Raw genomic sequence first — 18,109 nt, 5'->3', positions numbered from 1 at the left:
TGGGTGCCCCCGTCGGGGCCGTGGGTGGATCAGTCGGCGCTCGGCGAGGCCTCCGGCTCGGTGGCAGGCGCCGCACCCGGCGACGCCGAAGCGTCGTCGCCGGGCTCGGTGCCGGCGCCGGCGTTGTTCCCGCCGGCGCCCCCACCGGCGTCGATCCGGTCCTTCAGATCCGCGGCGGTGGTCAACCGGTCCTCGGCGATGCCGACCTGGGTCTGGTACTCACCCAGGTCGCCGGACGCGAGCGCCTCCTGCGCGGCCTCGAGTGCGGCGAGCGCCTGGTCCACGGCGCGGTCACGCTGCTGCGCCAAGGTGCCGGTCGGCTCGCCGGGGTCACCGCCACCGTCGCCCGGATCGCCGCCGCCATCGGAGCCGAGCGCCACCTGCAGCGCCTCGTCCAAGGTGGTGCCGTAGCCGGTCTGGTCACCGAACTTCACCAGCACGTACCGCAGACGCGGGAAGCTGCTGGTCGTGCCGCTCTGGCTGGCCGCATACACCGGCTGCACGTTCATCAGACGGTCGCCGACCGGGAAGGTCAGCAGGTTCCCGTAGGTGACGCGCGCCCCCGAGTTCTTCAACGGCAGCAGCGCCGCGTTGATCCCGCTGTCGGTGACGAAGTCGTTCGACACCTGTCCTGGGCCCTTGATCTGCTCCGTCTGCAGTTCGCGCACCCGCAGCACGCCGTAGTCGTCGCTGCCGGCCTGGCTGCTGACTGACATGAACGAGGCGAGATTGTTCTTGGCGTACGGCACGTAGACGGAGGTCAGCGAGAACTCGGGGCCCTCTCCCCCGTCGACGAAGAGTCGGTACGGGGCCTGGAAGGTGTTGGTGGACTGCGGGTCGACCGGGACCTCCCAGCGCGCGTTGTTCTCGTACCAGTCCTTGGCCTCCTCGACGTGGTAGCGCGCGTACTGGTAGCGCTGCACCTTGAAGAGGTCCTCGGGGTACCGGACGTGGGCGAGCAGCTCCTCCGACATCTCCGACTGCGGCTTGACCGTGCCCGGGAACGCGCTCATCCAGGCGTCCAGCAGCGCGTCGTCCTCGTCCCACTCATAGAGCGAGACCTCGCCGCTGTAGGCGTCGACGGTGGCCTTGACCGAGTTGCGCATGTAGTTGATCTCGTCGGTCGGCAACGTCTGGATGCCCAACGGCTGGGCCAGGGCGTCCTCGGTCATGGTGTCGAAGGACTGCTTCTGGGACCCGGGGTAGCGGTCGGTGGTCGTGTAGCCGTCGACGATCCACAGGATCCGCCCGTCCACGATCGCGGGGTAGATGTCGCTGTCCACGGTGAGCCACGGGGCGACCTTCTCGACCCGCTCGCGCGGGTTGCGCTCGAACAGCACCTGCGAGTTGCCGTTGACACGTCCGGAGAGCAGGAAGTTCGGCTCGCCGTACTTGATCGCGAACATCAGCTGGTTGAACGTGCTGCCGACGGGGGCGTCTCCCTCTCCCTCGAAGGTCGTGCTCCCGACCGTCGCGTCACCAGCGGAGTCGGTTTCGGTGCCGTCGCTGGATCCCACGTCGGGGAGACGCAGGTTCAGCTCGACATCGGCGGCTCCGGCGCTCGCCTTGCCGACGACGGAGTACTCCGGGCTGAGCTCGCCGTAGTAGACGCGGCTCTCGAAGTCGCCCGTCGCCTCCTCCAGGTCGGTCTCGCCGCGGTTGATGCCCTGAGCCCACTCGATGCCGTCGTCGCCGTCGTCGCCCTCGTCGTTGTCCAGCTGCTCGGCGTTGTTGCGGCCTCGCTGGTTGGCGTAGGCGGCGATGATGCCGCTGCCGTGGGTGTAGACGGTGTGCTCGTTGGACCAGTTGCGCGCATCGTCCTGCAGACCGTTCTGGTCGAGCTCGCGGACGGCGAGCACGAGCGCGCGCTGGCGGCCGTCGATGACGTAGTGGTCGACGTCGAGCACATCGGGCACCGAGTAGTAGGCGCGCGACTGCTGGATGTTCTCGAAAGCCGGCTGGACCTCCTTCGGGTCGACCAGCGGCACCGAGGACGTCGCGCCGAGCAGGTTCGCGAATCCCACGTCGGCCGTACTGGAACGCGGCGAGAACGCCTCGGTCTGCACGTCGGTCAGGTCGTAGGCGTCACGCGTCGACTCGATGTTCTTGGCGATGTAGGGCGCTTCCTTGTCCGCCTCGGACGGCTTGACCTGGAACTGCTGGACGACGCCGGGCCAGATCATGCCGAGCAGCACGGCCGAGAGCGCCAGCAGCGCCAAGCCGACCGAGGGCAGCTGCCAGGTGCGGCGCCAGACGTTGAGGAAGAACAAGATCGCGCAGATCACCGCGACGCCCATCAGGATGTTCTTGCTCGGGAGCACCGCGTTGTCGGCGGTGTAGTTCATCCCGGTGAACAGACCGTTCTTCTGGCTGACCAGGTCGAAGCGGTCCAGGTAGTAGTCCACGCCCTTGGCGAGCACGAACAGGCCGAGGAGCAACGACAGCTGCACCTGTGCGGCCGGAGAGAGCCTGTCCTGCTGGACCTGCAGACGCAGGCCGCCGAAGAGGTAGTGGGTGATCATCGAGGCGACGATCGCGATGACGAACGTCGCCATCAAGAAGTCGACCACGAAGTGCATCCAGGGCAGGTCGAAGACGTAGAACCCGATGTCACGACCGAAGTAGGGGTCGTCGGTGCCGAAGTCACCGCCGTTGCGCCAGAGCAGATAGGTCCGCCAGTGGCCGAGACCCGAGGCGCCCGCGAAGCCGCCGATCACCACGGCCACGGCGACGACGACCCACGCGCGGATGGGCGTGACGACGTCGCGGTAGCGGTCCAGGTTGCTCTGCTCGCGGGAGGCCGGCCGGAACAGCGGCCGGAACCGGTAGGCCAGGTACACGTTCAGCGCGACGATGCCGCCCATGAAGGCACCGAAGACCAGGAACAGCCCGATGCGGGTCCACAGCATCGTGCTGAAGACCCCGGAGTACCCGGCCGAGGAGTACCAGAGCCGGTCGATGTAGATCGAGGAGAACGCCGTCAGCCCGAAGATGGTGGCGATCACGATCCCTGCCGTGATCATCAGGGCGCGCGACCGGCGCGGCGGACGGCGGTCGGCGGGCCTCATCGCCCGGGGATCGTCGTCGAACAGGTCGCTCACGGCTCTGGTCCTCCAAGGTGGGGGGCGGGGTGTTGTTCAGGTGGTGGTCGTAGTGATGCAGGTGCGAACTACTCGGGCACCGGATCGAGGGTGGCGGTGAGGAGTTCGAGAAGGCCCGGGACGAGGTCCTCCCCCAGCACGACCGAGGTCGCGTCGTCGTGGGAGCGCATCCGCAGCGCACAGCACCGGTCGCCGACACGCGTGACGGCCGCGACGATGCGCACCTCCTGGCGGTCGGGGTGGTTGCGTGCGTACTCCTGTGCGGCAGCCGCACCCTCGGGCAGGTCGGTATCGGCGCCGGGCGGGAGAACGAGTCGCTCGACGACTGCGGCGCACCCGGCGACGGCGAGGGGCCACTCGATCTGCTGCAGGGCCTGCTCGAGCGGCTGGCTGGTGTCGAGATGGTCCTGCTCGACGGCGGTCAGCCCGTCCGCCACGGCGTCGAGCCCCATCGTGCGCGCCAGCGCGGGCTCCTCGGCGATCAGGCGCGCGGTGTCGACGAGCGCGAACAGCCGCGCGGGGCTGTCCCAGCCCGCCGACGCGACGTGCTCCTCGATCTCGCGGACAGCCGTCGCGAGCACGCCGTCGCGCCACGGCTCGCGGACCTCGGAGCCCTCGTGGGTATCGCCGCTCGTCATCGCGCGTCCTCGCACGAGGGCAGCGACGCAGCGGGGTCGTCGGCGAACTCGTCCAGCGCGACCCGGACCTCGTGCATCGTGCGGGCCATCATCAACCGCATGTCGCCGGCGTTGTCGGCTGCCAGGGCGTCCGCGCAGTTCTCCTCGGGCACCAGGAACAACTGCGCTCCCGCCTCGCGAGCGCCGGCGATCTTCTGCTGGATCCCGCCGATCGGGCCGACGGTGCCGTCCGGCGCGATCTCGCCGGTTCCGGCGACGCTCCTCCCGCCGGTCAGCGACCCCGGAGTGAGCGTGTCGTAGACGGCGAGCGAGAACATCAGACCTGCACTCGGCCCGCCGATGTTCGGGGAGATGTTGAGCTTCACCTCGAAGGGGAAGTCGTAGTCGAGTCCCGGAGTGATCCCGATCAGCCGTCGGCCGTCCTCGACGACCGGGGTGATCTCGACCGTGCGCTCGTCGCCGTCGCGTTCGATGCCGAGACGAACAGCCTCGTCACCGTCGCCGCGGGTGATGAGCCGCACCAGCTCGTCGGTGGAGGAGACCGGTGCGCCGTCGACCGTGCGCAGCACGTCGCCGACCTCGAGCTTGCCGACAGCCGGCTTGCCCTCGGTGAGCGCGGCGACCTTGACGACCTGGGGCACGTCGATGCCCATCTCCCTCATGGCGACCTCGACAGCGCTGTCTTGCGAGGTGGCCATCTGGAGTGCACCCTCGGCGCGACTGCTCTCCGCGGTCTCCTCGGGGGCGTGGACGGCGTCGTAGGGGTAGACCGCCTTGTCGCCGTCGGTCCAGGCACCGATCAACTGCGAGAGCGGCAGCCAGCACGCGTCGTCGGCGCACGCACTGGTCACCGACACGGTGGTCATCCGGAGCTCGCCGTCGTCGCGGTAGGTCTTGTGCCCCGAGACGTCGACGATCGGAGTGCCCTGGGAGTCGGACCCGAGCACGTCGACGGTGCCCGCCGGGCTGTACGTCGCGTACGGCAGCCTGGCGAGGTTGGCGTAGACGATCAACGCCAGCGCCCCCGGCACCGCGATGCACGCGGCGATCAGGCGCTGGTTCATACGGCTCACCCTCTCATCTAGGGCAAGATCGGCTCCGTGCGGTCCACATCGGACCTCGGCGTCGCTCGGTCAGGAAGCGCGACGCTCGCCGTCGTCGCCTCGCGCCGGGGCGGACCCGGCATCCGGATGACGTGCGGCCTCTGGATGCGCTGCCTCACCAGGGAGCGCGAGCTCGGGATCGGTCACCGCCACCACCTCGGGCCGAGGGCGTCGGATCACCACGCCGCCCTGCACCGAGCCCGGCTGAGGAGCCCGGTCACGATCGCGCACGACCGCCCCGTCCACCGAGGGCGTACCGACGGCGTCACCGAGGCGTCGCATCTGCTCCTCGTGCGGGACCTCGTCGCGGCGCTCGCGCCCCGCCCACGACACCCACAGCATCGCAAGCACCGTCGCGGCCAGGGATGGCAGCAACCAGAGCAGCACGGACATGCGTGGAGCCTAGGCGCGCGGGCCGACCGATCGGCGACGACGCGCCCGGATCATGGTGTGCCGACCCACTCCTCCTCGCCGTCGGCGAAGCGCTGATGCTTCCAGATCGGCACCTCGGCCTTGAGCGTGTCGATCAGGTCGCGCGACGCCGCGAACGCCACGTCGCGATGCGCCGCCGCCGTGCCGATCACGACGGCCGCGTCGCCGATCGCCAGCGTCCCGACCCGGTGCACCGCGGCCACACCGTGGACGGGGTGCCGCGCGGCGACCTCCCGGCAGACCTCGGTCAGGCGGGCCAGCGCCGTCGGGTGCGCCGAGTAACCCAGACCGGCGACGTCGCGGCCACCGTCGTGGTCGCGCACCCTGCCCACGAAGAGGGTGACACCACCATCGGCCGCACCGTCCAGCGCGTCGAGCACCTCGGTGACGTCGAGCTCCTCCTCGCGAATGGCGACCAGACGCACGGTCGGGTCGCCTGGGACGACGATCGCGTCGTCGGCCACGGAGTGCGGCATCGGGTCAGTCACACGCCCACCGTAGAGGGCGGTCATGCCGTGAGCGAACACCCTCGGCTCGTACTCCGGCACCGCGTACCGTGGACGCATGAGCAACGAGGGCCGACCGGGTGACGACCAGCCGAATCCCTTCAAGGGCACGCCGTTCGAGCAGCTCTTCGGCCAGTTCTTCTCCGGCGGCCTCCCGGGCGGGGCGTCCGCACCCGGCGGCGGCTCCGGGTTCGGGTTCGGCCTCGGCGCCCCCGGCCCCGGCAGCGCTGCGGGGTCCCAGGGAGGATCGGGGATGCCCGATCTCAACCAGCTCTTCGGGCAGATCCAGGCGATGCTGCAACCGCACGAGGGCCCGCTGAACTGGGAGCTCGCCGCGGACATCGCTCGCCGCAGCGTGGCGGCCTCGCCGGACCCCTCGCCGTCCTCGACCCAGACGGCGGCCGTCGCGGACGCCGTCCGGTTGGCCGACCACTGGCTCGACACCGCGACGGTGTTTCCCTCCGGCGTGACCTCGACCGCCGCCTGGAGCCGTGCCGAGTGGGTCGTCAACACCCTCGACGTCTGGAAGGTGCTGGTCGAGCCGGTCGCCGACCAGGCCGTGACAGGGCTCGGGTCGGCGCTGCCGCAGGAGGCCCAGGCCGTCGCAGGCCCCCTGGCCGGGATGATCGGCAAGGTGATCGGTGGCCTGCTGGCCAGCCAGGTCGGCTCCGCCCTCGGCGAGCTGGCCGCGGAGGTCCTCACCGCCTCCGACATCGGACTCCCGCTGGGCGCCCCCGGCCGCGCTGCCCTGGTCTCGACCAACGTCACCGCCTATGCCGAGGGCCTGGACGTCAGCCACGACGACGTCCTGCTCTATCTCGCGCTGCGCGAAGCGGCGCACCAACGGCTCTTCGCCCACGTGCCGTGGTTGCGCGAGCACCTGCTCGGGGCGGTCACCGACTACGCCCGTGGTCTCCAGCTCAACGCCGAGGGCCTCCAACAGCGCCTGGAGGAGCAGATGCGCGGGATCGACCCGTCCAACCCGGAGTCGATGCAGCAGCTGCTTGAGGGCGGCCTCTTCGACATCCCCCGAACTCCCGCGCAGACAGCGGCCCTCGAGCGACTCGAGACCGCGCTCGCCCTGGTCGAGGGTTGGGTCGACGAGGTCGTGGGTCAGGCCACCGCCGAACGGATGCCGGCGGCGACGAAGCTCCACGAGCTCGTCCGGCGGCGCCGCGCCGCGGGCGGCCCGGCCGAGCAGACCTTCGCCGCGCTCGTCGGGCTCGAGCTCCGGCCGCGCCGGCTTCGCGACGCCTCGACCCTGTGGGGTTCGCTGCGCACCCGTCAGGGCGCCGAGGCCCGCGACGGCGTCTGGCTGCACCCCGATCTGCTGCCGACGGCCGCCGATCTCGACGACCCGCTCGGCTTCCGCGAGGAGGCGAGTGCGCCCGACGCGCTCAGCGCCGACGATTTCGACGCCGAGTTGCGCCGGCTGCTCGACGGCGACGGGCCCGCAGCCGATCCGTCGGCTCCCGACCCCGCCGAGTGAGCGCCCACGCCGACGCCGTCCGGGTCCTCGGGGACTGGCGCGCGCCCACCGTCGCCCAAGACTCCCTGCGCCAGCGCTATCTGGCGCACCTCGCCACGCATCCGGACGGACTCTGGCGCCGGTGCCGCCCCGACCACCTCACCGCCAGCACGATCGTGCTGGACGAGAGTCGATCGCGCGTGCTGCTGACCCTGCATGCGAAGGCCCAGCGTTGGTTCCAGTTCGGCGGCCATATCGAGGACGACGCCTCGCTGCTGGACGCGGCCACCCGCGAGGCACGTGAGGAGTCCGGCATCCCGGGCCTCCTGCTCGATCCGACACCCGTCCAGCTCTCCGAGCACGAGGTGCCGTTCTGCCGGCGCCCCGACGTCGACGGCACAGCACCGGCCGGCTCAGGTGCTGACGCGGGAGAGCAGATCGTGCACCACCTCGACGTCCGGTTCCTCGCCGTCGCTCCACGCGATGCCGTGCACGCGGTCAGCGAGGAGTCACTCGACGTCCGATGGTGGCCGATCGACGCCCTCCCCCGGCCCGACGCCGACATGGTCGAGCTCGTGACGCTCGCACTCGCTCGCCAGGATTCCTGACCCTCGCCGGTCCGCTCAGTCCTGGGCGCCGTGGTCGCCCGGAGGCGGAGCGGAGTGCAACGCGTCCGACCACCCGAGCAGGTACCCCTTCGCCTTCTCCGCCTGGGGGTACCGGTCGACCCACGACCAGAATCGAGCGTCGTGCCGCGGCTCGAGCAGGTGCGCGAGTTCGTGCACCAGCACGTAGTCGACCACCCACCCCGGCATGGCCTGCAGCCGGGCCGAGAGACGGATGGAGCGATCGGCCGGCGTGCAGGAGCCCCATCGCGAGTTCTGGTTCGTCACCCACCGCACCGACGCCGGCTGGGCGAGACCACCCAGGTGCCGGTCGCTGAGCTCGTGGGCCCGCCGCAGGAGATCCTCGTCGGACGAGGCGCTCTTCTGCTCCGAGCGCTCGACGCGCGCGATCATCCGCGCGACCCACTCGTTCTCGTCGGCCTTGCTGAACGCCGCGGGGATGAGCACGACGATGGTGTCGCCGGCGCGATAGGCGGAGACCGTACGGCGTCGGCGCTTCGAGCGCCGCACCTCGACCCGTGCCTCCATGGCCCGAACCTACTTGCTCGCCCACTCCAGCAGGCGCTCCTCGGGCCACGTGTTCACGACCCGTTCCGGCTCGATCCCCGCCTCCTCGGCGCGCTCGCAACCCAGTACCTGGAAGTCGAGCTGCCCCGGAGCGTGGGCGTCGCTGTCGATGGAGAAGACGCAACCGATGTCGCGAGCGAGCTCCAGCAGCGCCGTCGGCGGGTCACGGCGTTCGGGCCGCGCGTTGATCTCGACGGCGACGTCGTGCCCGACGCAGGCCTCGAACACCGCACGCGCGTCGAACTGCGAGGAGGCGCGGGTGCCGCGGTTGCCGGTGACCAGGCGTCCGGTGCAGTGGCCCAGCACGTTGGTGAACGGATTGGCGATCGCGCCCAGCATCCGACGCGTCATCGCCGCCGAGTCCATGCCGAGCTTGCTGTGCACGCTCGCCACCCGGACGTCGAGCCGCGCGAGCATCTCGTCGGTCTGGTCGAGCGCGCCGTCGTCGAGAATGTCGACCTCGATGCCCTTGAGCAGGGTGAAGCCGCCGCCCAGGTGCACGTTCACCGCGTCCACGACGTCGAGCTGTCGCCCCAGCCGCTCGGCCGAGAGACCCCGGGCCACCTTCAACCTCGGCGAGTGGTCGGTCAGCACGAGATAGTCGTGACCGAGCTCGATCGCGGTCATCGCCATCTCCTCGATCGGCGACCCGCCGTCGCTCCAGTCCGAGTGCGAGTGCAGGTCTCCGCGCAGGGCTGCCCGGAGTGCCTGGCCGCCCGTCGTCAGCCGACCGCCGTGTTCGGCCTCGGCCCTCGCCAGACGCTCCGGCATCCGGCCGGACGCCGCCGCCTCGATCAGCCGAGCAGAGCTCGCGCCGACTCCCGGCAGGTCGGTCAACGTCCCGGCCGCGGCGCGAGCGCGGACCTCGTCATCACCGAGCGGGAGGATCGCGGCCGCCGCGCCACGGAAAGCCTTGACCTTGTAGGTGTCCTCACGGGCCCGCTCGAGCAGGAACGCGATCCGCCGCAGTGCGGCGACGGCCCCGCCGTCGAAGGGCTCGTCGGCGGCCGGGGTGCGACCGGGCTGGGCCGTGTCACCCATCGCCGGCCTCGCTCTCCACGAGTTCATCGTAGGGAAGTGATCCACAGGTGTGGAGTCGGATCGTGCCTGCTCACCGCGCCTCCAGACCTGATCAGGTGGGCGTTCTCCACAAGCTCATCCCGGCGTTCTTCACGGGAGAGCGGGAGTTCTGCACACCCTTATCCACAGGTTGGACACCATCGACACCCCGTCACGGTTGACCGCGACGCCGACCCTCCCTAGGTTGTGCGACGGATGAGGCCCCCGGGCTCGCCGGCGACACTCGCAAGGGGAAGGCAAGTGTCGTGGGCGGTGCACGGGGGCCTCTTCGTCATGGATCGAGGCCAGAGGTGGCGCTCAGCGGCCGGTGAACCGCGGCCGCCGCTTCTCCTGCACCGCCGCGATGCCCTCCTGCAGGTCCGCCGTGGCGAGGGTGACCGGCTGGGCCAGCCCCTCCCAGGCCAGGCACGCGTCGAGGTCGGCGTGCCCGCGGGCGAGCGCCGTCTTGGTGAGGCGGGTGGCGATCGGTGCAGCCTCGGCGATCGACGACGCGGCGGCGAGCACGTCGTCGGCGAAGCTGTCCGGGGCGATCACGCGCGAGACCAGACCGAGTGTCAGCGCCTCCTGCCCCGTCACGGCACGACCGGTCAGGAACAGGTCGCGCGCTACGGCCGGGCCCACCACGTCGGGCAGGAGGAACGTGCCCGCCATGCCGGGGTGCAGTCCGAGTCGCGTGAACGGCACGCTCATCCGCGCGCCGTCGGCGGCGAACCGGAGGTCGCAGGCGAGCGCCAGGCAGAGCCCCGCCCCCACCGCGTGGCCGTTGATCGCGGCGATGGTCGGTACCTCCAGGCGTCGGATCGACAACCAGGACCGGTAGAACCCGAGCATCTGGGTGCGCAACTCATCGACCGTCCGGGTGCCGTCGCCGGCGAGCCAGGCGGTGTCCCCACCGGAGGAGAAGGCCGATCCGGCGCCGGTCACCACGACGACGCGCACGTCGGGGTCGTGCGCCAGCTGGTCGATGGCACGAACCCAGGACGTGGTCATGGCCGGCGACATGGCGTTGCGCTGGTCGGGGTTGTCCAGAACGATCCGTGCGATCCCCTCAGCGGGTCGCTCCAGTCGCAGATGCTCGAAGTCGGTCACGATCCCGACCCTAGGGGTCCGCCGAGACACGCCGAAAGCCTCGGTGAGGCCCAGAACGACGGGCTCGAGCCACGCGTGCCGTAGGGTCGATACGGCCCTGCGTCGAGCGGGGCCTCCGGCGGGCTTCCCCGATCGTTCCCGCCGCGACGACCAACGACCACGAACCTAGGCAAGGAGGCCGTCATGGCGGAGACCTGGAGCGGCGAGTTCTACTGCGTGAAGTGCAAGGAGAAGCGCGAGGCGGAGGGCGAGGTGAAGGTGAACGACAAGGGCACCCGGATGGCCAAGGCCGTCTGCCCCGTGTGCTCGACCAACCTGAACCGCATCCTCGGCAAGGCCTGATCGCAGACCTGACGAGTCGTCGTCCGCATCCGGACGGCACCCGCGACGGCGGCGCTCCCTCACGGGAGTGCCGCCGTCGCGGACGCGCCCCCGGGGGGGGGGCCCCCCCCCCGCCGTCTTCTCGGCGGGTCGCCGCCGTGCTCCACCAAACGCGACGGACCTGTGGACGACGGCCGTCGTCCGCGGCACGACGGTGTGAGCATCGCCGGGTGACCTCCCACGCTGACGTACCCCGGCTCCGTCCCGGCGTCCACGCCGTGCGCCGCGACGACCACTCCTGGCAGGTCGGGGTCGACCCGCCGGACCGCGTGATCGTGCCCGACGAAGAGTCCGTGCGGCTGCTGCTCGACCAACTGGCCGGATCCGGAATCCCTCGCGCCGGCACGCCCCAAGCAGCCCGGGCGCTCGGCGCCCTCGATGCCGCCGGCCTTCTGCACCGTGGGCGTCCGGTCGTCCGGCGACGGGCCCCGGTCGCCGTCGAGGGCGACGCCTGGCCCGACGACGGCCTCGCGACCGCCCTGGACCGGGCGGGGGTCGCGGTACGCCCGGCAGCACGCGACTCCGTTGCGCTGCGGATCCTCCTCCGCACCGCGCCGGTGCATCGAGATGAGCTCGACCCCTGGGTCGCCGACGGGGTCCCGCACCTGGTCGTCGCTGGCCCGGGCAGACCCGGCGTACTGCGACTCGGCCCCCTGGTCGTTCCCGGCGTGACGGCGTGTCTGCGCTGCGTCGACGCCCACGAGTCAGAAGGCGACCGACGTCGCCTACTGGTGCTCGATCAACTGGCCGACCGCGCCGCGGCGCCGGTGGCGGCGTCGTTGTGGGCATGGGCCGCGACCTGGATCGCGCATGAGGTCGCCGGCTATCTCGACGGCATGGGCGGGGGGCTGTGGTCAGCCAGCGTCGACGTCGGCGACGACGGCGCGCCCGTGGTGCGCACGTGGGCGCGCCACCCGCAGTGCGGCTGTACGTGGGACTCCCTGCCCTGAAGCGCGCCCGAAAACGCCGACGGGCCAGGTACGACGGTGGTCGTACCTGGCCCGTGGTCACCCGCGATCAGGGTGGTCCGAAGAGATGACGGCCTCTTCGGGAGCGGTTGCCGCGCTGCGTGAGCGCGAAACCCGGAGATCCTCCGGGGAGGGTCTACAGAGCGCGAGCGAGGGCGAGGCGAGCCTGCTGCGCTGCGCGCTCGGCCTTGCGGCTCAAGCGGCGGGCGCGGGCCACCTGGTGACCCGCACGCAGTGCGCGCGCCTCGGCGAGGCGCGCCTGACTATGCGCGCGTGCCAGTTCTTCGTTGAGGCTGAACATGATGGTGCTCCGATTCTGGTGTCGTTCGATGTCGTGGAGGGGGCCCCGGATCGGGCGATCCAGTGGGGCCGAGGCGGCGGTGCGACTCATGGGCCTAGGCCGCCTGGTCCTTGCGCGGGCGACCACGGGGCCGCTTGCGGGGGATGACCACTCCCTGCAGGAAGAGCTCACCGCCCCACACGCCCCAGGGCTCCGCACGGTCGAGAGCTCCGCCGAGGCAGGTCTGCCGCACCGGGCAGTCCAGGCACAGGGCCTTGGCGAACTCGACGTCGCTGGGCGACTCCGCGAACCACAGGTCCGGGTCGTTGACCCGGCACGGAAGCAACGCCTCGTCGACGAGCGCGGCCTGGTCGTGCAAGGCGCCCAGCGTGGGGACCTCGGCGAGCCCGGCCCAGGACATGAGCGGTGGTCGAAGGATGGGTTCGGCAACGTGGGTGGTCATAGGGGCCACCTCCTCTTTCTCTGATCGCGTGGGGTGTAGCTGGGGGCGGTGGATGGTTCTCATCCGGCTCCTGGGGAAACAAAAAGGCCGCGGATCCCGGTTCGGGTTCCGCGGCCTGGAGGCAGCCTCTCTGCTGATTCTCAACAGGGGGGCGGACTCCAGGCGGGGGTACCCGGGATGGACGTGGCGAAATCCACGTGTCCCTTGGTTGCAGCCTTGACGGCGGCCTGGCGGTCGCGCACGACGACGTTGTTCACCGCGAGGGTGGAGACGAGGTCGTGACGCTGGATCCGAGCACTGCAGGACGCGCCGAGGGCAGAGGTGATCGGGGACCACGTGCCGAGGACGCCGGCAGCGCCGGACATGCCGAATGCCGACGCGCGGTACGTCGTCGGCTCGAAGTTCATGTTCTCCACGATGGTCACCTCCTCAGGCGGTTCGTGCGCGAGCTTTGTCAGGGCTCTGGTGCGCGGTATCGACTACAACGAGCAGCACGCTACTTGCTCGGTCATGTAAGGAGCAAACTATTTATTGACTATGACCGGAACTTTTCTTTCAGACGCCGGTTCAGGCGCCGCCGAGCACCTCGAGGACGTCGTCGCCATAGCGCTCGAGCTTGTCCTTGCCGATGCCGTTGATGCGCAGCATCGCCGCCGGCGTCGTCGGCCGGAGCTCGGCCAGCTGCTCCAACGTGGCATTGCTGAAGACCATGAACGCAGCGACCTCGTCGGCCGACGCACGCTCCTTGCGCCACGCACGCAGCCGCTCGAAGAGCTCCTCGTCGTACGGCGCTGGACAGTCGTCGCAGCGGGTGCGTCCCTTGGCACCCGAGGGCAGGGGGGCACCGCACTCGACGCACGTGCGCGCCTTGCGTCGTGCCGACGGCGTCGCCGGGCGCGCGGAGGCGGGCAGCAGCGACTCGATGAACCGCGACGGCGCGCGCCGCGCTGCCTGGCCGGGGTTGCGCGCCGCCGCCCAGGTGACGCTCAGCTCCAGCCGAGCGCGCGTCATCCCGACATAGAGCAGGCGGCGCTCCTCGGCGATCTGCTCGTCGGTCTGGGCATAGCTGAACGGCATGGTCCCGTCCTGCATCCCGACCAGGAAGACGGCGTCCCACTCCAGGCCCTTGGCCGCGTGCAGCGTTGCGAGCGTCACGCCCTCTCCGCTCGGCGCGTGCTGGTCGGCAGCGCGTCGGTCGAGGTCGTCGACGAAGGCGTTGAACCGCTCCCCCGAGTTGCCCGGCCCCTCGGAGTCGGCCCCGGACGCCTCGCTCTCGAAGACGTCGGCCTGCGCGACGAGTGCCTGCCAGGACTCCCACCGGTCTCGTGCATGTCCGCGTCCCGACGGTGGCTCTGCCGTCCACCCGATGCCGGCGAGGACGTCGCGCACGAGGTCGACCCACGTGTCGCCCTCGGCGGCCCGCACGCCCGAACGAGCGGCGCCGCGCAGACGCGTGACCGCCTCACGGACCTCGGGACGATCGAAGAATCGGGCGCCACCACGCACGAGGTAGGCGATGCCGGCGTCGTTGAGAGCCTCCTCATAGACCTCGGACTGCGCGTTGATCCGGAAGAGGACGGCGATCTCGCTCAGCGGCACGCCTCCGTGATGCAGGGCGGCGATCCGCTGGGCTACCGCCGTGGCCTCGGCGACCTCGTCGGGATGTCCGGCGTAGCGGACGGCGGCGCCGTCGGGCCGCTGCGCGCGCAACTGCACCGTGTCGCGGGTGGAGGCAAGCACGCCGTTGGCCGCCGCGACGACCTGCGGCGTGGAGCGGTAGTTGCGCACCAGCTCGATCGAGGTCGCGCCAGGGTGCTTGGCCGCGAAATCGCGAAGGTAGTCGGCTCGCGCGCCGGCGAAGGAGTAGATCGTCTGCGCCGGGTCGCCGACGACGCAGAGCTCGTGTCGTCCGCCGAGCCACAGGTCGAGCAGCGCGTACTGCAGCGGCGAGACGTCCTGGAACTCATCGACCACGAACCACTTGTACTGGCGACGCACCTGCGCCGCGACACGCTCGTCGTCGGCCAGGAGGCCGGCGGTGAAGAGCAGGACGTCCTCCATGTCCATCCGGCCCTGACCGCGTTTGACCTCTTCGTAGCCCGCGAGCACGCGAGCGACGAGCTGGGGCTCCAGCCCGGCGACCGAGCGCTGCCGCGCCTCGGCGATCCGCGGATAGTCGTCGGGATGGACGTTGCTGACCTTGGCCCACTCGATCTCCGAGGCGAGATCGCGCAACTGAGTGCGATCGGTGGAGATCCGCAGTCGGCCTGCGGCCGTGGCCACCATCGGCAGCTTCGACTCCGTCAGGCTCGGCAGCTCCGTGCCGTGCACGTGTGGCCAGAAGTAGCGCAGCTGTCGGAGCGCCGCGGCGTGGAAGGTGCGCGCCTGGACGCCGTCGGCACCGAGCTGGCGCAGGCGCGTGCGCATCTCCCCCGCGGCGCGCACGGTGAAGGTCAGCGCGAGCACCTCGGTCGGCTGGTAGATGCCTGAGTGCACGCCGTGCGCGATCCGGTGGGTGATCGCCCGCGTCTTCCCCGTGCCGGCACCGGCGAGGACGCGGACCGGGCCACGAAGCGCTTCGGCCACCTGCCGCTGCTCGGGATCGAGCGCGCCGAGGAGTCGCTCGCGTGCTGCGTCGATCACGGTCGGGTGCACTCCTGAGGTACGAGATGGGCGGCGGCCTCGCTCCGAGGTTAGAGGCCCGCGCCGACACCGCCGGAACCGCGCTGGCACCGGGCCCGCGATCCACCCTCAGTTGACCGACGCAAGCGCGACTCCCATCACCCGGCAGGCCTCCTCGAAACGCTCCGGCGCCTCCCCGCAGAAGCTCAGGCGCACATAGGGACCCGACGGTTCTGCGGGAAACCACTCAGCGCCCGGCGCGAGGATCACGCCCCTCGTCTCGCAGGCGCGCGCCAGGAGGTCGACATCGGTGCCGTCGGGAAGCCGTGCCCACAGATTGAGCCCGCCGACGGGTATGGACTCCACGTGGGCCGCCGGCACGTGCTGCCGAAGCCCGTGCATCAGCAGGTCGCGGCGCTCGCGGAGCTCGTCGCGGACGCGGCGCAGGTGCCCGCGCCACCCCGCCTGGGTCACGACGTCGAGGGCGGCGGCCTGGAGCAGGCCGCTGACATACATCGACTCGGCCGCACGCTCCGCCACGACGCGATCGCGCGCCGGCCCTCGTGCGATCACCGCGGCGACCCGGAGCGACGGCGAGACGCTCTTGGTCAACGACCGGAGATACACGACGTGGCCCTCGTCGTCCAGCGCGGCCAGGGGACGCGGGTCAGCGTCGATGGCCAGGTCGTGGGCCCAGTCGTCCTCAATCAGGAACGCACCGTGACGCCGCACCACCTCGAGGATCTCGCGCCCGCGCTCGACACTCCACTGCCCGCCCGTGGGGTTGGCGAAGGTGGGTTGGGCATAGAAGGCACGTGCACCGCTGAGCTGGAACGCCCGCTCGACGTCGTCGGGGTCGGGCCCGACCGGGGTGGTCGGAACCGGCACGAGCTGAACGCCGATCTGTCTCGCGGCGAGATTGGCGCCCCAGTAGGTCGGAGACTCGATGAGCAGGGGCCGACCGACGCCCACCAGAGACCCGAAGACCGAGCTCAGCCCGCTCTGGCTGCCGGCGGTGACGATCACGTCGCGCGCCGTCACGGCGCCGACGCCCGCGGGAGCGTGCGCCGACAGCTCGGAGGCGAACCAGGCCTGGAGTTCCGGGATGCCCGCCGCCGGGGCGCGAGTGAGCGCGGTCTCGGTGCGCGCGGCGCGGCCGATCGCCGCGCGCACCATCCGATCGGGCAGCAGGTCGCGCGCCGGATAGCCCGAGTGCAGCCCGATCGCATCGGGGGCCGGCGCGCGCTGGGTCGAGGAGAGCACCGACGAGCCCCGCGGAGTGCCGAGCGCGGCGGTCTGCCAGCCGTAGTCCGCGGCGCGGGCCGCTCTCGCAGCGCGGACGAAGGTTCCGACGCCGGGCCGACTGTCCACGAGTCCGAGCGCCACGAGCTGACGCATCGCCCTCTGGACCGTCACGGGGCTGGCACCGTACTGCAGCACGAGCGCCCGCGTCGCGGGCACGCGCGTCCCGGCGGGCGCCGAGGTGATCCAGGTGCGGAGATCGGCGACGATCCGCCCTGCGCTATCGTCGTTCATGACGACGAAAGATAGCGCTATTGCGCCGCCCTCCGCAGCGCTACTCGACCGCACCGGCCTGTGGTGGGGTCTCCTGGGCGTCACCGCCTTCTCGTTCACCGTCCCCCTCACCCGGGTCGCCGTCGAGAGCCTGTCACCGCTGTTCATCGGCACCGGGCGCGCCGTCGTCGCGGCGATGCTCGCTGGGGCCGCGCTCTGTGCGACGCGTCAACGTCCTCCCATCCGTCACCAGTGGTGGCGCTTGGCCAAGGTCAGCGGCGGCGTGGTGCTCGGCTTCCCGCTGCTGACCTCCTACGCCCTGACGTCGGCGCCCGCGGGGCACAGCGCAGTCGTGATCGGTCTCCTGCCCGCAGCGACCGCCGTCGTCGCGGTCTGGCTGAGCAGGGAACGACCGCAGGGATCGTTCTGGACCTTCGCCGTGCTCGGCGCGGTCTCCGCTGTGGGGTTCGCCTCGGTCGGCAACGGAGGAGTCGGCCAGCTCTCCTGGGCCGACGCGCTCCTGTTCGCTGCCGTGGTCGCCGCGGCGGTGGGGTATGCCGAGGGCGCGCTGCTGGCGCGCGAGCTCGGGGCGTGGCAGACGGTCTCGTGGGCGCTGGTGCTCGCCTCCCCCGTCACCACGGCATTGGCACTGGGGTCCGCACTCCACGAGACGCCGTCGGCGGCACCTCACGAATGGCTCGCCTTCGCCTATCTCGCCGCGGTCAGCATGTTCCTGGGCTTCTTCGCCTGGTACCGCGGGCTCGCGATCGGGCCGATCGCCCAGGTGAGCCAGGTGCAACTGACCCAGCCGGTGCTGACGATCGTGTGGGCGGCGCTCCTGCTCGGCGAGCGCGTGACCCTTGCGACGGCCCTCGGCGGCATCGCGGTGATCGCGTGCGCCGCACTCGCCGTCCGCACCCGGCAACGACAAGCACCGACGGCGGCCGCCGGTAGCGCCTCCGGTCTCAGCGCGCCGCCCGCAGAAGCCGCTCCGCCGCCAGCGCGCGGTGCAACTCGGTGATCCGCTCGATCTGGTCGTCACCGCGGGCACGCAGCGTGGCCAGCAGCCCTCGGTCGAGTCGGGGATCGGTCTCGGCGACGAGCGTGAGCACCTCCCATCCCGAGGACTTGCCCAGGAGCAGCATCCGGAGCGTCTCGACCTCGACGACGTCGGCGGCCCGGGCCGCCCCGGCCAGCAACTGGTCCGGCTTGAACCGGCGTCCTTGAGCCACCAGTTGCGCCGCGAGCGTCTGCGGCGGACTCGGGGCCG

19 protein-coding genes are annotated in these 18,109 nt (G+C 71.2%); 5 read left to right on the top strand and 14 right to left on the bottom strand.

What is annotated here, in order from left to right:
* Window positions 1-29: 29 nt before the first annotated feature.
* From KSO97_RS16165 to KSO97_RS16145, 5 genes are all read right to left on the bottom strand, one after another.
* Window positions 30-3,101: a UPF0182 family protein gene (locus tag KSO97_RS16165; protein WP_232680697.1), complete on the bottom strand. Its 3,072-nt coding sequence runs from the start codon at window positions 3,099-3,101 to the stop codon at window positions 30-32.
* A 68-nt stretch (window positions 3,102-3,169) separates the two neighbouring features.
* On the bottom strand, window positions 3,170-3,739 hold the full coding sequence (locus KSO97_RS16160; RefSeq protein ID WP_232680695.1) for a PPA1309 family protein: 570 nt from the start codon (window positions 3,737-3,739) through the stop codon (window positions 3,170-3,172).
* Entirely contained in the window at window positions 3,736-4,803 is a 1,068-nt protein-coding gene (locus tag KSO97_RS16155) for a PDZ domain-containing protein (RefSeq protein WP_232680693.1), read from the bottom strand. The genes KSO97_RS16160 and KSO97_RS16155 overlap by 4 nt, the downstream gene beginning before the upstream one ends.
* A gap of 69 nt (window positions 4,804-4,872) precedes the next feature.
* On the bottom strand, window positions 4,873-5,235 hold the full coding sequence (locus KSO97_RS16150; RefSeq protein WP_232680691.1) for a hypothetical protein: 363 nt from the start codon (window positions 5,233-5,235) through the stop codon (window positions 4,873-4,875).
* A 50-nt stretch (window positions 5,236-5,285) separates the two neighbouring features.
* Window positions 5,286-5,762 (bottom strand): molybdenum cofactor biosynthesis protein MoaE, encoded by a 477-nt coding sequence (locus tag KSO97_RS16145; protein WP_308188334.1) that lies wholly within the window; start codon window positions 5,760-5,762, stop codon window positions 5,286-5,288.
* Window positions 5,763-5,838: 76 nt separating this feature from the next.
* Here KSO97_RS16145 and KSO97_RS16140 point away from each other — a divergent pair, with 76 nt between their 5' ends.
* Both KSO97_RS16140 and KSO97_RS16135 read left to right on the top strand, forming a co-directional pair.
* Window positions 5,839-7,269 (top strand): zinc-dependent metalloprotease, encoded by a 1,431-nt coding sequence (locus tag KSO97_RS16140; protein WP_232680689.1) that lies wholly within the window; start codon window positions 5,839-5,841, stop codon window positions 7,267-7,269.
* Window positions 7,266-7,856, top strand: a complete 591-nt coding sequence (locus tag KSO97_RS16135; protein ID WP_232680687.1) for an NUDIX hydrolase — start codon at window positions 7,266-7,268, stop codon at window positions 7,854-7,856. The genes KSO97_RS16140 and KSO97_RS16135 overlap by 4 nt, the downstream gene beginning before the upstream one ends.
* Window positions 7,857-7,871: 15 nt before the next feature.
* Here KSO97_RS16135 and KSO97_RS16130 read toward each other — a convergent pair whose 3' ends face one another.
* The 3 genes from KSO97_RS16130 to KSO97_RS16120 form a co-directional block, all read right to left on the bottom strand.
* Complete coding sequence (locus tag KSO97_RS16130; protein ID WP_232680685.1) at window positions 7,872-8,402, bottom strand: M48 family metallopeptidase; 531 nt, start codon at window positions 8,400-8,402, stop codon at window positions 7,872-7,874.
* A gap of 9 nt (window positions 8,403-8,411) precedes the next feature.
* Window positions 8,412-9,482, bottom strand: coding sequence for a PHP domain-containing protein (locus KSO97_RS16125; protein WP_232680683.1), 1,071 nt, complete (start codon window positions 9,480-9,482; stop codon window positions 8,412-8,414).
* 336 nt (window positions 9,483-9,818) lie between these two features.
* Entirely contained in the window at window positions 9,819-10,610 is a 792-nt protein-coding gene (locus KSO97_RS16120; protein WP_232680681.1) for an enoyl-CoA hydratase/isomerase family protein, read from the bottom strand.
* 183 nt (window positions 10,611-10,793) lie between these two features.
* On the opposite strand from KSO97_RS16120, the gene KSO97_RS16115 reads away from it, so the two are divergent.
* On the top strand, window positions 10,794-10,952 hold the full coding sequence (locus KSO97_RS16115) for a DUF5679 domain-containing protein (protein ID WP_091115022.1): 159 nt from the start codon (window positions 10,794-10,796) through the stop codon (window positions 10,950-10,952).
* 209 nt (window positions 10,953-11,161) lie between these two features.
* Entirely contained in the window at window positions 11,162-11,941 is a 780-nt protein-coding gene (locus KSO97_RS16110) for a hypothetical protein (protein ID WP_232680679.1), read from the top strand.
* A 154-nt stretch (window positions 11,942-12,095) separates the two neighbouring features.
* Here the strand turns inward: KSO97_RS16110 and KSO97_RS16105 are convergent, their stop codons facing one another.
* From KSO97_RS16105 to KSO97_RS16085, 5 genes are all read right to left on the bottom strand, one after another.
* Window positions 12,096-12,260, bottom strand: coding sequence for a hypothetical protein (locus KSO97_RS16105; RefSeq protein WP_232680677.1), 165 nt, complete (start codon window positions 12,258-12,260; stop codon window positions 12,096-12,098).
* 94 nt (window positions 12,261-12,354) lie between these two features.
* On the bottom strand, window positions 12,355-12,702 hold the full coding sequence (locus KSO97_RS16100) for a WhiB family transcriptional regulator (protein ID WP_308188332.1): 348 nt from the start codon (window positions 12,700-12,702) through the stop codon (window positions 12,355-12,357).
* 140 nt (window positions 12,703-12,842) lie between these two features.
* Window positions 12,843-13,127: a hypothetical protein gene (locus KSO97_RS16095; RefSeq protein ID WP_232680675.1), complete on the bottom strand. Its 285-nt coding sequence runs from the start codon at window positions 13,125-13,127 to the stop codon at window positions 12,843-12,845.
* Window positions 13,128-13,269: 142 nt separating this feature from the next.
* Complete coding sequence (locus tag KSO97_RS16090) at window positions 13,270-15,345, bottom strand: ATP-dependent DNA helicase UvrD2 (RefSeq protein ID WP_308188331.1); 2,076 nt, start codon at window positions 15,343-15,345, stop codon at window positions 13,270-13,272.
* Between the two features lie 108 nt (window positions 15,346-15,453).
* Window positions 15,454-16,860, bottom strand: a complete 1,407-nt coding sequence (locus KSO97_RS16085) for a PLP-dependent aminotransferase family protein (protein ID WP_232680673.1) — start codon at window positions 16,858-16,860, stop codon at window positions 15,454-15,456.
* Between KSO97_RS16085 and KSO97_RS16080 the strand changes: the two genes are divergently transcribed.
* Window positions 16,859-17,860 (top strand): DMT family transporter, encoded by a 1,002-nt coding sequence (locus KSO97_RS16080; RefSeq protein WP_232680671.1) that lies wholly within the window; start codon window positions 16,859-16,861, stop codon window positions 17,858-17,860. The two genes, KSO97_RS16085 and KSO97_RS16080, sit on opposite strands and share 2 nt — an antisense overlap.
* Here KSO97_RS16080 and KSO97_RS16075 read toward each other — a convergent pair.
* Window positions 17,805-18,109, bottom strand: a 305-nt coding sequence (locus KSO97_RS16075) for a hypothetical protein (protein ID WP_232680669.1), incomplete at its 5' end; no start/stop codon positions are given. The two genes, KSO97_RS16080 and KSO97_RS16075, sit on opposite strands and share 56 nt — an antisense overlap.

The sequence above is a fragment of the Nocardioides sp. R-C-SC26 genome (assembly GCF_021246465.1).
GTDB lineage: Bacteria > Actinomycetota > Actinomycetes > Propionibacteriales > Nocardioidaceae > Nocardioides.
Note: the sequence above shows the minus strand (reverse complement) of the source record. Positions and strands in the feature narration are given on the sequence as shown.